Raw genomic sequence first — 14,292 nt, forward strand, 5'->3', positions numbered from 1 at the left:
TCTTATTTTGCCATACTTTCCGACATCAGTTTTTATCGGATTTTCAGCATTTGGCGCCTTTTTCAAAAGTTTTTTCATGATTTCGAAATCTTCCATTTCCCCAAACGCCTCTCCTGAAACCGCATTTTTAGCCCCGATAGGAGCGGAAATCCTTTTTGGGCCGGGTTTCGGCCCAAAAAGATTGCAGCGCATAGCGGGAAACAGCTCCTGAAAAAACCTAATTTCAAAAACTGCCCTTATATATGTCGAGCATAAGACGCACTGCAGTGCGTCTCTACAGAAAAACGGGAATTTGATTGCGAACATACCTATACAAATAAACCCGACAGGTTTTCAAAACCTGTCGGGTTGTTATACTTACATCTCATCATATCTTTAATCGAAACGAATTGCTTTTACGGGAGATATTTTGGTTATTATATAAGATGGAATTAATAATACTAAGAAACAAACGGTAACTGTAAGCAGATTTAATAGGAGTATGTAAATCCAATTTAGATACACCGGAGCTTGATTGACGTAATAATTTTCAGGATTAAGCTGGATTACTCCAAATTGCTGCTGAATTAAAAGAATTGAAATACCAATTAGATTCCCCCAGAACAATCCGCGCAGAATTAAGTAAAAGGCATTATACAAAAATATTTTGCGAACTGACCAGTTATTTGCTCCCATAGATTTTAGAATCCCGATCATTTGCGTTCTTTCTAAAATAAGCACCAAAAGCGCTACTACCATATTAATTGTCGCAACTAGAATCATAACTGCCAAAATGATCACGATATTAAAGTCAAATAATTGAAGCCAGTCGAAAATATAGCTATATTTTTCTATGATAGTTTTCGTATCGAGATTAGAAGACGTTTCTTCATAGATTTTATTTCCTGTAGATTTTATTTCATCAAAATCCTTAACAAAAACCTCAAACGCTCCTATTTGATTTTCGTTCCATTTATTAATTCTCTGAATGTGACGAATATCTCCAATAATATATGTGGCATCAAAATCTTGAAAACCTGAATTGAATATCGCGGCGATTTTAAATCGGCGGCTGTTAGGAAGCTTGCCTTGTTCTTCTTTTATAAAAAAGGTATTGAACTGGTCTCCAATTTTCAAATTTAAACGATCTGCCAAAAATCTTGAAATAATAACATCTTCGTTCAATGCTTTTGTAAAATCTGGCAGTTTACCTTCTACAATATATTCTTTAATATTGCTCCAATCATAATCTGCCCCTACTCCTTTGAAGATAATTCCTTCAAATGCATTTTCCGTTCTAATAATTCCAGCTTTGCTTGCTACTGCCTGAATATGGCTTACTTCTGGAACTGATTTAAAATTGGGATAGAAATCTTGTTTCTTCGAAATTGGAACTGTTGTAACTTCTGAATTATTATTATCATAATTAGAAATTATAATCTGACCATTGAATGCCGAAACTTTATCGCGAATTTTTTTCTGCAGACCTATTCCCGTCGCTACAGAAACAATCATCATAATAATTCCGATTGCAATTGCAGAAATGGCAATTTTTATAATGGGCGCCGAAATACTGCTTTTATAATCTTTTGCAGTAATAAGTCTTTTGGCTATAAAATATTCTAAATTCAAATTATGCGTTTTCTTTAGGTTGTTTTAATCATTCCTTCTCAAAAGTACATTTAAAAAAGGAAAAATGAGATGTTCTTTCAAACAATCGCCAGTTTTCATTTACAATGGCAATTTCTTTTTCATTTCTTCTACTATGTTATATGCTGCGGGACAAATTTCAACGTTTTTCAAGGTTAAATTTGAAATCTGATAAAATTTATTTCTATCTGTATGAGGAAATTCTCGACAGGCTTTTGGGCGGACATCATAAATCATGCAATAGTTTTCATTATCCAAAAAAGTACATGGAACGCTTTTCAAAACATAGTCTTTATCTTCATCAATTCTCAAATACTGATCAATAAATTGCTGCGGCTTTTGCCTAAAATGTTTCGAAATTCGTTCAATATCTGCCAAAGTAAACAATGGCCCCGTTGTTTTACAGCAATTAGCGCACTTTAAGCAATCCGTCTTCTTAAATTCGGCATCATGCAAATCCTGCATAATGTAATCTAAATTTTTAGGCGGTTTCTTTTTTAGCTTATCGAAATACTTTTTATTTTCGTTATGCTTATCTTTGGCTAACTTACTTAAGTTATTTAAAATCTGTTTCAAGTTTAAAATTTAAAGTTGATCTGCAAAATTAAACAACTTTGAACTTGAAACCTTAAACTTTGAACTAAAACAATGAAAGATCTTTTTGGGCAGGCAATATTTGATTTTTACACCAAAAATTCACCTGAAGACATTATTACAGAAACTTCAATATCTGAAGAAGATGAAATGAGTGTTGAATATCTTTTTCGCTCCTATAATGAAATGCCTAAAATTGAACAAAAGGCTTTGCAACTGGCTAATGGAAAAACCCTAGATGTAGGATGTGGCGCCGGAAGCCATGCTTTATCATTACAAAATGATCGCAGTTTGAACGTAACCGCCATTGACATTTCAGAAAAAGCGATTGAAACCTGCCGCCTTAGAGGAATAAAAAATACCAGAGTTAAAAATATTTTGGATTTTGACGGAGAAAAATTTGATACGATCCTACTTTTAATGAACGGAACAGGCATCTTTGGCCAACTAAAAAACTGCAACAAATATTTATCTAAGCTAAAATCTCTTTTAAATCCTGGCGGACAAATTTTAATTGACAGTTCCGACATCATTTATATGTTTGATGAAGATGATGATGGAGGAAAATGGATTCCATCTGAAAATGATTATTATGGAGAACTTATTTTTAATATTAGCTATAAAGGAGAAAGAGAAGAACCTTTTGATTGGTTATATTTAGATTACAACACGCTTCAAAATGCAGCAATCGCCAATGGCTTAAATTGTGAACTTATCCTTGAAGGCGAACATTATGATTATTTAGCCAGACTTTCCATTTAAAACAAACCATAAAAAAATGACAGAATCAGATTTAGAAAAATTAAAATATCCTATTGGAAAATTTGTTGCTCCAGCAGATTACTCAAAAGAATATCTTTCCGAAAGAATTAAAGAAATCGAAACTCTTCCTGAGAAACTAACAAAAGAAACGATTCATTTAACCGATGAACAATTAGACACTCCATACCGTCCAGGCGGATGGACCGTAAGACAAGTTATTCATCATTGCGCTGAAAGCCATATGAATTGTTACATCCGAATTAAATGGGCGTTGACGGAAAATAATCCAGTCATTAAAGCTTACGATGAAGTTCTTTGGTCTGAACTAAATGATAATTTAACAATGTCCATCCAACCAACCTTAGAATTGTTGAAAGGACTTCATTTTAGATTGGGTTACATCATGAGAAATTTGTCTGAAACTGATTTGGAAAAAACTTTTGTACATCCTGCAGATAATTCGGAAAACAAACTTAAAAAAATTATCGGAATGTATGCTTGGCATTCGAATCATCATTTAGCGCATATCATCACTTTAAAAAGTCACAAAAATTGGCAATAACCTATTGTTTACTTTTTACACAGATTGTATACTTCGTAGAAACAAAAAAATCTCTTCGTCTGAAGAGATTTTTGTTTTTAAGGAATATTAAGGTACTTATGCGTCTGCAATGAAACTCTCCATTTTGGATTATTCATTACATAATCAACAATAAGAGGAGTCATTTCTTCTTTTTTGCTCCATTCAGGCTGAAGAAATAAAATTGCTTTATCATTTACTAATTCTGCCTGCTCTTCTGCGAAAATAAAATCGTGTTTGTTGTAAATAATCACCTTTAATTCATGAGCATTGTCATATACAGTCTGTGTCGGCAACTTATTCTTTTTTGGAGAAAGACAAATCCAGTCCCAAGTTCCTGATAGAGGAAAAGCACCAGACGTTTCGATATGCACTTTTAAATTTTTCTCTTTTAAACGCTCTGTCAAAAGTGTCATATCCCAAGACAAAGGTTCTCCGCCCGTTACTACAACTGTATCAGCGTATTTTGCTGCATTTTCAACAATTAAATCCACGCTTGTCGGCGGGTGAAGTTCTGCATTCCAGCTTTCTTTCACATCACACCAATGACAGCCCACATCACATCCACCAATTCTAATAAAATAAGCAGCTCGGCCCGTATGCGAACCTTCTCCTTGAATGGTGTAAAATTCTTCCATCAAAGGGAGCATAGCTCCTTTATTCACTTCTAATTGTATTTCTTTTGGTAACATTTTAATAATTTAAGAGTGCAAAGATAGTCAATAATATACGGAACAAAAAAACCGATAGTTTTTTAGAACTATCGGTTTTTTTCTATTCTTAAAAAATCTTTATTTATTTTAAAGCTTTAATAGATTGTGTAGCATATGAATTTGCTGGATCTAAAACTAAAGTTTTATTGAAATATTCAATAGCTTTAGCTTTATCTGTATTAGCATAAGCTGCACCAATACCGTTGTAAGCTTCTATAAATTTCTTAGTTACAGCTGGCTTAGCAACTTCTTCTGCACCTTTTGCTGAAATTTTTGAAACATATTCTTCGTAGTTTTTAATGATCATATCATCTTTATCTAATAAAGAATTAATTCTTGCTTTGTACAAATAAGCCTCATCATAACTAGGAGCTGTAGTTAAAATTTTATCAAAAACAGCATCTGCTTTTCCTAAAGCAACAGCGTCACGGCTTTCTTTTGGCTTACTAGCGTTACCGTAGTATAATGAAATACCATAATAAACACTATCATCCAAGTAATTTTTAGACTCCGGATTGTTTGCTCCAAGTTCAAAAATTGCAGCTGCTTGTGCGTATTGTTTTTTACCAAACAATTCTTTTCCAAAATCAGCAAATTCCTCAACCACTAAAGGCTCTAATTCAATAGCTTTTTTAATATCAGCCAAACCAGAATCAAAAGCTGCTTGCTCTACTGTACCATCAGCTCCTGTTCCTTTTTTGATTTTAGAAAGTCCTAAATAATAGTAATCTCTACCAATTACTTTGTTAGATGGTGTATTGATATAATCTTGAAGAGATTTAATAGCTACATCAACATTTCCGTTTTCGTAAGCTGCATATCCTAAATATCTGAAAATTCTAGGATTTACTTTATCTTGAGCGATCATTTTGTTCGCAACAGTTTCTAACTGTTTGTAATCTTTTACCAAGATCAAGAAATCTGCGTGACGCATTTTAGAATCAAGAGAGTAATCTGTCAAACTTAAGTACTTCTCATAGTTTGTAATTGCATTTTGCAAGTTAACTTTAGCTGTAGAAGGCTTGTTTCTTGCCCATTTGTAATAAGTTTCAGCAAGCTCTCTGTAAACAGGTCCATAATTAGCGTCTAATGCGATAACTTCATTAAATGATTTAATTGCCTCATCATAAGATTTAGCCCCTTTTAACAAAACACCCAATTGCATTTTTGCTCTCAACAAAGTATTATCAGCTGTAAATGCATCACGGTAAGATTTGTAAGCATCATTTTGATTGTTTGCTCCATAATAAGCATCTCCAATTGCAAGAAGCACTTGTGCATTTTGAGGATCAACCAATAAAGCTCTTTTTAATATTTCAGTAGCGCTTTTGTAATCTGGATTTTCAGAATTCATGTAAGCTCTAGCGATGTAAACAAATTCATTTACATCTTTTTTCTTCATGTCTTTAGTTGCCAAAGCGAAGTTAGCTTGAGCCGCCGCAGTATTTTTTGCATCAAGATCTAATTGCCCTAAACCAATATAGTTTAAGTTTTTCTTGTCTGAAGCTTGCAATCCATTATTATAATAGATTTTAGCAGAATCAACAACAGATTGATTTAAATAAACATTACCTAAAACAAAATTTGCTTCACCATCTGAAGGTTTAGCTTTAATAATTGATTTAAGTAAATTTTTTGCTTTATCAAATTGTTCAGCATCAATTGCCTTTTTTGCTTGGTTGATATCTTGCGCTTTCGCCGCAGTAGCCGAGGCAACTAATGCAAGACTAAAAATTTTAAATTTATTCATCTTTATCGTAATTAATTTATTCTTTATCTTTTATAATTTCACTTCTAATTTTAAGCTTTCTTCCTGGAGTTTTAAACGGAAGCAATCCTGATTTCAAAACGATGCGCTGGCCAATATCTCCAGCTATGAATGAAGCAAACCCCATTCCAAGTCCAGAATAACCTTGACAATTGATAATAAACAAATCACGTGCCAAAGGATACTTTCCAATTTCTAAGTCATTTTGAGTCGGACTATAATATTCGTTACTATCTAAACCTTTAACATAAAGAACATTAACCTTATTAACTGTCGATACCATGTCAGGAGTTGGTTGATATATCCAATTAACGCCAATAATACCGATCATTCCTTCGTTTTCCGAAACAAATTTGATTACTTCATTATTTGTTTTAAAAGAGAAAACACCATTCTTAGGAATCTCATTTACCTTTGCCAAATCTTTCATGTAACGAACTGTGCTCGAATTAGGATTATCGAAAACAAGCCCTTTAATTTTACCATCTGGCTTACCTTGCATAAAATCGATTACACTTTTCAACGCAATTAATGTGTCATTATTGCTTTTGTTTGAAATAAAAGCAATAGCGTCATGAGCAAAAGGGGTAACTCTAGGATTGATTTTACTTTTATCAAAACGAGATTTTTCTTCTTTTGTTAAATCTCTAGTTGTAATTGCAACTTTAGCTTTTTGATTCAATAAATCATTAATTACTTCAGCTTCTGATTTTGGTTTTACCGTAATTTTTGCATCATAGTAAGTGCCTTCAAAAACAGCAACCTGATCATCTACAATTTGCTTTACTGTTTCGTCAACCGCAATATCAAGTGATCCTTTTAAAATGGTTTCTTTTTCAGCTTCACTTTTGCTTTTTTGGTTGCACATGGCAAACAAAAAGACAAAAACAACTAAACCTACCGCCTTACCATATTTCAACATAATTATTCCTCTTTTGAATTAATTAATCTTAAAAATCTTATTCCAGAATACACGATCAGTAATCCTCCAAAAGCATATCTGTATTTAGGCTCCATATTAAGCGGGAGTTTTTCCCAGAACATAATCATTAAACCGAGCACAAGATAAATTAAAAAAAACAGTATTCCTAAAACAAGAAGAAATCGCTCTTTGAGCGATTTCTTCTGAATATTATTAAGCATATCTTTTAACATTATTCTGCAGATTGAATAGTAATAGGAAGAGAGTATAATACCCTAACTTTTTTACCATTTTGCTCGCCGGGAGTCCATTTTGGACATTTTTTAAGAACACGAATTGCTTCTGCTCCTGTACCATAACCGATATCTCTTAAAACTTTAATATCTGTTAACGACCCGTCTTTTTCAACTACAAACGTAACGTAAACTTTACCTTTTAAACCTTCTTCTTCTGGAGTTTTGTAATTGTTTCCTACGAATTTGTAGAATTTATCAATACCTCCTGGGAAATCTGGTTTTACTTCGATACCAGCTGTGTTATATACAGTGTTATCTTCTTGTACCACCTCTGCTACTGGTCCTTTACCAACTGGCTCATCAACAGTTAAAACTGCATCTGGATCTCCTTTGATAGTCTCAGCACCAACTTTTTTGTCTTTTAAATCAACAATTTTTGGTGGATCTTCAGTAACTTCTTCCGCTTTTGCTACCACAGGTTTAACGAATTTTACCTGATCCACTTTTGGTGGTGGTGGCGGTGGCGGTGGCATATTAGGCTTAACTTCCTCTTTTTTCGGAGGTAATTTTACCGTAGCCATCTTAACCTCTTTAACCTCTTCTTCTTCTGTAGAGTCTGGTAATAGACTCGCAATAAGAGGAGCAGCAATAGCAGCACTAAAGATAAGAGAACCAATAACAAGTGCTTTCACAGTTGTTTTTCCGTTTGATTTTCTCAGCTCATATGCACCATATATCTTATTACGACCTTCGAATACGATATCAAGCCACTGATTTTTTATAATATCTAATTTCATACTTCTTGATTTTAAGTCGATAAAATTTAAGATTGCTCTTATTTTTTATCTATCACTTTAGTTTCTTCTGGTGTAAACTCAGGAACGATTGCATACGTATCAACTCCAGTGATAGCCATTTCATCCAAGATATCAACCAAATTACGGTAATTTGATTTCTTCGTTGGTTTAATGATCACAATGATTCCGTTTTTAGGTTTCCCTAAAGCTGCAGAATAAGCCAAAACATTTTTCTTTTGTTTTAACAATTCTCTACGAATACCATCTTTACCATATGCAATATCTTTCGGCCCCACTTTTGGTGTTGCCAATAACCCCATATAGTAAACCATTTTATTGTCAGCACCTAACATTACTGTCATAGTACGATTCTCGTCTACCTTAGTATCCTTAGCATCCTTCTCGTTATCATCTTTATTTGGCAATGACAAATCCATCGATTGAGGTTTTGACAACGAAGTAGTTAACATAAAGAATGTAATCAATAAGAATGCCAAATCCACCATCGCTGTTAAATCGACTTTCGAATTCTGCTTTTTACTTCTTACTTTACCGCCTTTACCACCACCGCCGTCGCCAGTATTTAATTCAGCCATTTTAGTGTATTTTTTTTAATTAAAAGTCTCTTCCTCTCTTACCAGTAACTAAGTTAAAGGAATTGATTTTCTGATCTTGCAAAATATCCATAATTTTTTTAATTTTTGGATATTCTTCTTTAGCATCTCCTTTAATCGCAATCTGCAATTCTTTGTCATCCAAATCAATTGTAGCTCTTCTAGAGATTAGAAGCCATTCTTTCAATTGATTATCTAATGAATCCACAGGAATTCCAGGTTGGTTTGCTTTGGTTCTGTCCGCCGCTTTCATATCAATGATTTGCTTTAAACCTGTAATTGGCACACCAAAATCATCCATAAGAGCAAATTTGGTTTTATCTTCTTCTGAAAATTCAATACCATATTTTGCACCCATACCTTCAAGAGTTCTTTTACGAACTTCTCTTCCTTTGATGTCAAAAAATACTTTCCCTTTTCCTACTGTAATAATAGCCAAATCAGTATCTGGCAGTTTACTTATCGCAACAGAAGCAGGCATATCCACAGGCAATGCCTCAGGCACTTTAGCAGTAGCGGTCAAAATAAAGAACGTTAGCAAAAGGAACGCTACATCACACATCGCAGTCATATCTGTCGATGTAGACTTTTTTTTCATTTTTATTTTAGCCATTATCTTTTATTTTATTTTTTTGATATAAAATCAAAAATTAATTATTGTCTTAAACTTCCTCTGAATTTTCTGTAAGTATTCACGATTGTAGTACCAGCCTCATCGATAGAGTAAGTTAAATCGTCAATTTTAGCAGTAAAGAAGTTGTAAGAAACAATTGCTAAGATAGAAGTAGAGATACCTGTTGCAGTGTTGATAAGTGCCTCAGAGATACCTGTTGCAAGAGCAGCTTGGTCAGGAGTACCAGCAGAAGCTAACGCACCAAACGCTTTAATCATACCAGATACAGTTCCTAATAATCCTCCTAATGTACCTAAAGATACTAAAGTAGAGATAATAGTCATGTTTTTCTCTAACATTGGCATTTCTAATGAAGTTGCCTCTTCAATTTCTTTGTGGATTACTTCAGAAGCTTCTTCGCTATTGAATCCTTCTTTCTTAACATCTTGGTATTTTACCAAAGCAGATTTAATTGCATTTGCAACTGAACCTTGTTGTTTGTCGCAAGAAGCGATAGCAGCTTCGATGTTTCCTTCTTTAATACTACCTTGAACACTTTTCATGAATTTGTCAAGATTAGTTTTTCCAGCAGCTTTACCGATAACAATAAATCTTTCGATAGAAAAAACAACAACCATTAAAAACATACCTAATAATACCGGTACGATGAAACCTCCTTTATAAACTTGTCCTAATGTATTGATTGGATGTCCAGTTTCTGGATTACCACCTTCGAAGTTCGCAGCGTCCCCCATGATTACTTTCCAAATAAACACCCCTACTAAGATACACGCAACAATAATGATTCCAGTGATCATTCCTCCCCCATTTGAAGTGCTTTCTTTTTTAACTTTAACGTTTGCCATTTTTTTTAATTTTAATAGTTTTAAATAATTTTTATTTTTTAGTTATATTTAACTTGTAGAGGAGCAAATTTATACGTTTAGTTTAAATAAAAAAACTTTTTTTAATTTAATTGACCGAAATTTAACTTCAAATTAAAAAATATCTCATTAAATTGGTCATATCATTTTTTAGATAAAACAAAAAAAAGGACGATAATTAGAAAAATTACAACGTTTTAGTAAATATTCAAAGATTCCTTTGATATCTTCTTAAAAAGCTGCGAATTTTTTTTTTATTAAATTTTCAATCAAAAAAAGCTTTTTCTTACTAAAAAAAAAGCCGTAAAAAGCGCCCAAAAACAAAGCAATACTCATAACAATCTAAATTACAAATAAAAACATGAATAAAAAAGAGAATTTTATTTCAGATATAACAACAGGATATTCTTCGAAGGGAGACAGTATTGTGCTTGGAGGCGCAATACTTGACGGCGAGCCAATTGCAGAAGCTCATGTCAAAATTCCTTTGAAAACTTTAAACCGCCACGGATTAATTGCCGGAGCAACCGGAACAGGAAAAACCAAAACAATTCAAGTTTTTTCTGAACAGCTTTCTAATGCTGGAATTCCTGTATTAATGATGGATATTAAAGGAGATTTCAGCGGTATTGCCAAAGAAGGTAAAGAAGAGGGCTTTATCACTGAACGTCATGCCAAAATAAATATACCTTATAATGTAGCTGCATTTCCTGTTGAATTGATGTCTTTATCAAAACAAGATGGTGTGCGCCTTAGGGCTACTGTTTCTGAGTTTGGGCCTGTCCTGTTTTCGCGAATTTTAGATTTGAATGACACTCAGGCAGGTGTTGTAGCGGTTATCTTCAAATACTGTGACGATAATAAGATGCCTTTATTGGATTTAAAAGACATTAAAAAGGTAATCAATTATATTACAGAAGAAGGCAAAGATGAAATTGCTGCTAGCTATGGAAAAATTTCAACGGCTACAACAGGAACGATTCTTAGAAAAATTATAGAATTGGAACAACAAGGCGGCGATTTGTTTTTTGGCGAATTATCTTTTGAAACCGATGATTTGATGCGAATTGATGAAAACGGAAAAGGTTACGTTAATATCATCCGCTTGACGGATATTCAGGATAAGCCAAAATTGTTTTCGACTTTCATGTTAAGCCTTTTGGCTGAAATTTACCAGAAAATGCCTGAAAAAGGAGATGCAGACCAGCCTGAACTTGTTATCTTTATTGATGAAGCGCATTTAATTTTTAATGAAGCCAGCAAAGCATTGCTAGAGCAGATTGAAACGATTGTAAAATTGATTCGTTCTAAAGGTGTAGGGCTTTATTTTGTCACTCAAAACCCTATGGACGTGCCAAGCGGTGTTCTGGCTCAGTTGGGGTTAAAAATTCAGCACGCGCTGAGAGCTTTTACTGCAAATGACCGTCAGGCGATTAAAAAAACAGCCGACAACTACCCTACTTCTCCTTATTATAAAACTGATGAATTATTAACCAGTTTAGGAATTGGAGAAGCCTTGGTAACGGCACTTAACGAAAAAGGTATTCCGACTCCTCTTGTTGCTACCATGATGCGCGCGCCTATGAGCCGAATGGATATTTTGTCTCCTTCTGAAATTGAGGAGATAAATGGCAAATCGAAACTAGTTAAGAAATATGCTGAAGAAATTGACCGCGAAAGTGCTTTTGAAATTTTAAGCAAAAAACTAACTGAAGCTGCAGAAGCTGCTGCACAGCAAGAAGAACAAGCTCCAGCTAAATCAGCAAAATCAGGACCAAGCACTACAGAGGTTGTTACAAAATCTGTTCTGAAAGTTGTAACAAGCGCTACTTTTATAAGAGGTGTTTTTGGTGTTTTGACTAAAATCTTTAAGAAATAAAACTTAAACCATATCAGTTATTTAAGTTCATTTAAACCTTACTTTGTTCATACAAATAAACCCGTCAAATTTTAAACTTGACGGGTTTTCTTATGACAGAGCCTATATTATTATATGGTTTAAAAATTTAAGCCTGCTCCAATAATTCCAAAATTTTGTTTTCAACTTCTGGGCCATCCCAAATTTTTTCGATGTTTTCCATTCGCAAAACTTCTTCCATAATGCCATTTTGATAATCTCCAATCGCTAGAGCTTCTGCATATGGGCGATCACTGAAAGTAACACGGCTGTAAAGCGGAATCCATTTGTCTGGATGTTTATCTGAGAAAACTTTTTCTATTTTCTTTTGGAGCAAGAATTTTTCATCTGCTGTTTTGGTGCTCATTTCTAAGAAATTTCGATACGAAAGCTCTGCAATTGCATCTGCATTCGGTTTTCTAGAGATCTGATATTCTGAAAAGATTTTTTTCCAATCGTCTTGGTACTTTTCAATCATTTCGCTCAAAACGGTGATATCTTCAAATCCAGCATTCATTCCTTGTCCATAAAACGGAACTATTGCGTGGCAGGCATCTCCAATCAGAGCAATTTTATTTTCGTAAGTCCAAGGAAAACATTTCATAGTAACCAAAGTACTCGTTGGATTTTTAAAGAAATCATTTGCCAGTTCTGGAATTACTTCAATCGAATCTGGGAAATTTTTCTCAAAGAAATCTTCAACCATTTTGCGGTCTGTCAGCGATTCAAATGAATTTTCGCCTTCAAAAGGCATAAACAAAGTACAAGTAAAACTTCCATCAAGGTTAGGAAGCGCAATTAACATATATTCGCCTCTTGGCCAGATATGAAATGAGTTTTTATCTAATTTATGTGTGCCGTCGGGATTTGCTGGAATATTTAATTCTTTGTATCCCATATTCAAAAATTCCTGAGAATAGTTGAACATACTCTGACGCTGCATTCTGTGGCGGATTCTAGAAAAGGCACCATCGGCACCAAAAACCATATCAAATTTTCTTTCTTCCCACTCTCCTCTTTCGCTTTCGCCAATATGAAGGGTTGCATCGTTCAAAGTAACGTCCCAAACTTTCTGTTCAAAATGAAATTCGGCTCCCGCTGCTTCTGCAAGATCGATCATTTTTCTGTTTAGTTTTCCTCTTGAAATAGAATATATAGATTCGCCTTCTTGTCCGTAATTCTGAAAATTTAATTTATCTACCAAATGAATGGCGCGTTTATCCATCGGAATTGCAATTTCCCGAACAGCATCGCCAACGCCAACTGCATCCAAAGCTTTCCAACCTCGGTTAGACATCGCTAGGTTAATAGATCGGCCTGAGAAGTTTATTTTTCGGATATCGGGACTGCGGTCATAGACATGAACGGTGTGACCCGCCTTTTTAAGATAAATTGCCAGAAGTGACCCTACAAGTCCTGAACCAACAACTGCAATTTTTAATGATGTTTGCATCGAGGTATAATCTAATATTGGGTCGTAAAAATAACTAATAATTATAGATAAGCCCCAAAATAAATAAATTATTTGCAACCCGCCATTTCAAAAGAAGACATTTGATTTTTATGGTTTTACAAATATAACAAATTGTTATTTTATTAGATTTATTAGCAGAAATTAAACAGCTACTTTCGCTAAAGATTAATTTCATTAATTAAAGCAAAAATCATGAATAACGAAATTTTACAAACAGACCTTATTTTACAAAACGAGAAAGTGCTTTTAATTCCATTTGAAAGCAAAAGAAATGTAGAACTCAAAGAAATTATTTTTGATGATGAAGTTTGGAAATATATGGGGATGTACGTTCGAAACGATCAAGATTTTGAAAACTATATAAAAAGTACCTTAAAGCAAAAAGCTGATGGAATTTGTTATCCATTTCTTATTATTGACAAAGCCACAAACAGAGTTGCCGGAAGCACGCGTTACGGTTACCTGAACCATGCAAGCCAAAAATGTGAAATTGGATGGACTTGGTACGGAAAAGAATTTCAAGGGACTGGTTTAAATAAAGCGTGCAAATATGAATTATTGAATTTTGGTTTTGAACACATTCAATTTAGGAGAATACAATTTAGTGCTGATCTTGAAAATTTAAGATCTCAAAAAGCTATTTTAAAACTGGGTGCTCTACAAGAAGGGATATTTAGAAACAATTATGTCGATTCTGAAGGAAAAAGTAAAACTGACGTCTATTTCAGCATTATTTTGGAAGAATGGGAAAATATTAAACAGGATAATTTTGGGGAGTTTATTTAAACAATGACTCAGAAAAACTGTAC

15 protein-coding genes are annotated in these 14,292 nt (G+C 33.8%); 4 read left to right on the plus strand and 11 right to left on the minus strand.

The features are described 5' to 3' along the window. Positions 1-375: 375 nt before the first annotated feature. Positions 376-1,611 carry an ABC transporter permease gene (locus tag N4T20_RS02340; protein ID WP_260671522.1) on the minus strand — a complete coding sequence of 412 codons (1,236 nt, stop codon included), beginning with the start codon at positions 1,609-1,611 and terminating at the stop codon, positions 376-378. Between the two features lie 99 nt (positions 1,612-1,710). Next, positions 1,711-2,205, minus strand: coding sequence for a YkgJ family cysteine cluster protein (locus N4T20_RS02345; RefSeq protein ID WP_066033485.1), 495 nt, complete (start codon positions 2,203-2,205; stop codon positions 1,711-1,713). A 72-nt stretch (positions 2,206-2,277) separates the two neighbouring features. Between N4T20_RS02345 and N4T20_RS02350 the strand changes: the two genes are divergently transcribed. Both N4T20_RS02350 and N4T20_RS02355 read left to right on the plus strand, forming a co-directional pair. Then, positions 2,278-2,985, plus strand: a complete 708-nt coding sequence (locus N4T20_RS02350; RefSeq protein WP_260671523.1) for a class I SAM-dependent methyltransferase — start codon at positions 2,278-2,280, stop codon at positions 2,983-2,985. A gap of 16 nt (positions 2,986-3,001) precedes the next feature. After that, positions 3,002-3,547, plus strand: a complete 546-nt coding sequence (locus N4T20_RS02355) for a YfiT family bacillithiol transferase (protein WP_260671524.1) — start codon at positions 3,002-3,004, stop codon at positions 3,545-3,547. A gap of 77 nt (positions 3,548-3,624) precedes the next feature. On the opposite strand, the gene N4T20_RS02360 is transcribed toward N4T20_RS02355, so the two are convergent. The 8 genes from N4T20_RS02360 to N4T20_RS02395 form a co-directional block, all read right to left on the minus strand. Next, positions 3,625-4,257 (minus strand): 7-carboxy-7-deazaguanine synthase QueE, encoded by a 633-nt coding sequence (locus tag N4T20_RS02360; RefSeq protein ID WP_260671525.1) that lies wholly within the window; start codon positions 4,255-4,257, stop codon positions 3,625-3,627. 103 nt (positions 4,258-4,360) lie between these two features. Continuing rightward, positions 4,361-6,028, minus strand: a complete 1,668-nt coding sequence (locus tag N4T20_RS02365) for a tetratricopeptide repeat protein (RefSeq protein WP_260671526.1) — start codon at positions 6,026-6,028, stop codon at positions 4,361-4,363. A gap of 16 nt (positions 6,029-6,044) precedes the next feature. Next, entirely contained in the window at positions 6,045-6,968 is a 924-nt protein-coding gene (locus N4T20_RS02370) for a PstS family phosphate ABC transporter substrate-binding protein (protein ID WP_260671527.1), read from the minus strand. Between the two features lie 2 nt (positions 6,969-6,970). Further along, complete coding sequence (locus tag N4T20_RS02375) at positions 6,971-7,201, minus strand: hypothetical protein (RefSeq protein WP_111286913.1); 231 nt, start codon at positions 7,199-7,201, stop codon at positions 6,971-6,973. Next, positions 7,201-8,001: an energy transducer TonB gene (locus N4T20_RS02380; protein ID WP_260671528.1), complete on the minus strand. Its 801-nt coding sequence runs from the start codon at positions 7,999-8,001 to the stop codon at positions 7,201-7,203. Before N4T20_RS02380 ends, N4T20_RS02375 begins: the two co-directional genes overlap by 1 nt. Before the next feature lie 38 nt (positions 8,002-8,039). Further along, on the minus strand, positions 8,040-8,597 hold the full coding sequence (locus tag N4T20_RS02385; protein ID WP_260671529.1) for a biopolymer transporter ExbD: 558 nt from the start codon (positions 8,595-8,597) through the stop codon (positions 8,040-8,042). A gap of 19 nt (positions 8,598-8,616) precedes the next feature. Beyond that, positions 8,617-9,228 (minus strand): ExbD/TolR family protein, encoded by a 612-nt coding sequence (locus tag N4T20_RS02390; RefSeq protein WP_260671530.1) that lies wholly within the window; start codon positions 9,226-9,228, stop codon positions 8,617-8,619. Between the two features lie 41 nt (positions 9,229-9,269). Continuing rightward, positions 9,270-10,094, minus strand: coding sequence for a MotA/TolQ/ExbB proton channel family protein (locus N4T20_RS02395; RefSeq protein ID WP_177211948.1), 825 nt, complete (start codon positions 10,092-10,094; stop codon positions 9,270-9,272). A 379-nt stretch (positions 10,095-10,473) separates the two neighbouring features. Between N4T20_RS02395 and N4T20_RS02400 the strand changes: the two genes are divergently transcribed. After that, positions 10,474-11,991 (plus strand): DUF853 domain-containing protein, encoded by a 1,518-nt coding sequence (locus N4T20_RS02400; RefSeq protein ID WP_260671531.1) that lies wholly within the window; start codon positions 10,474-10,476, stop codon positions 11,989-11,991. A gap of 127 nt (positions 11,992-12,118) precedes the next feature. Here N4T20_RS02400 and N4T20_RS02405 read toward each other — a convergent pair whose 3' ends face one another. After that, positions 12,119-13,462 (minus strand): FAD-dependent oxidoreductase, encoded by a 1,344-nt coding sequence (locus N4T20_RS02405; protein WP_260671532.1) that lies wholly within the window; start codon positions 13,460-13,462, stop codon positions 12,119-12,121. 213 nt (positions 13,463-13,675) lie between these two features. Here N4T20_RS02405 and N4T20_RS02410 point away from each other — a divergent pair, with 213 nt between their 5' ends. Beyond that, complete coding sequence (locus N4T20_RS02410; protein WP_260671533.1) at positions 13,676-14,269, plus strand: GNAT family N-acetyltransferase; 594 nt, start codon at positions 13,676-13,678, stop codon at positions 14,267-14,269. Positions 14,270-14,292: the final 23 nt, after the last annotated feature.

It is taken from the genome of Flavobacterium sp. TR2 (assembly GCF_025252405.1).
Taxonomy (GTDB): domain Bacteria; phylum Bacteroidota; class Bacteroidia; order Flavobacteriales; family Flavobacteriaceae; genus Flavobacterium.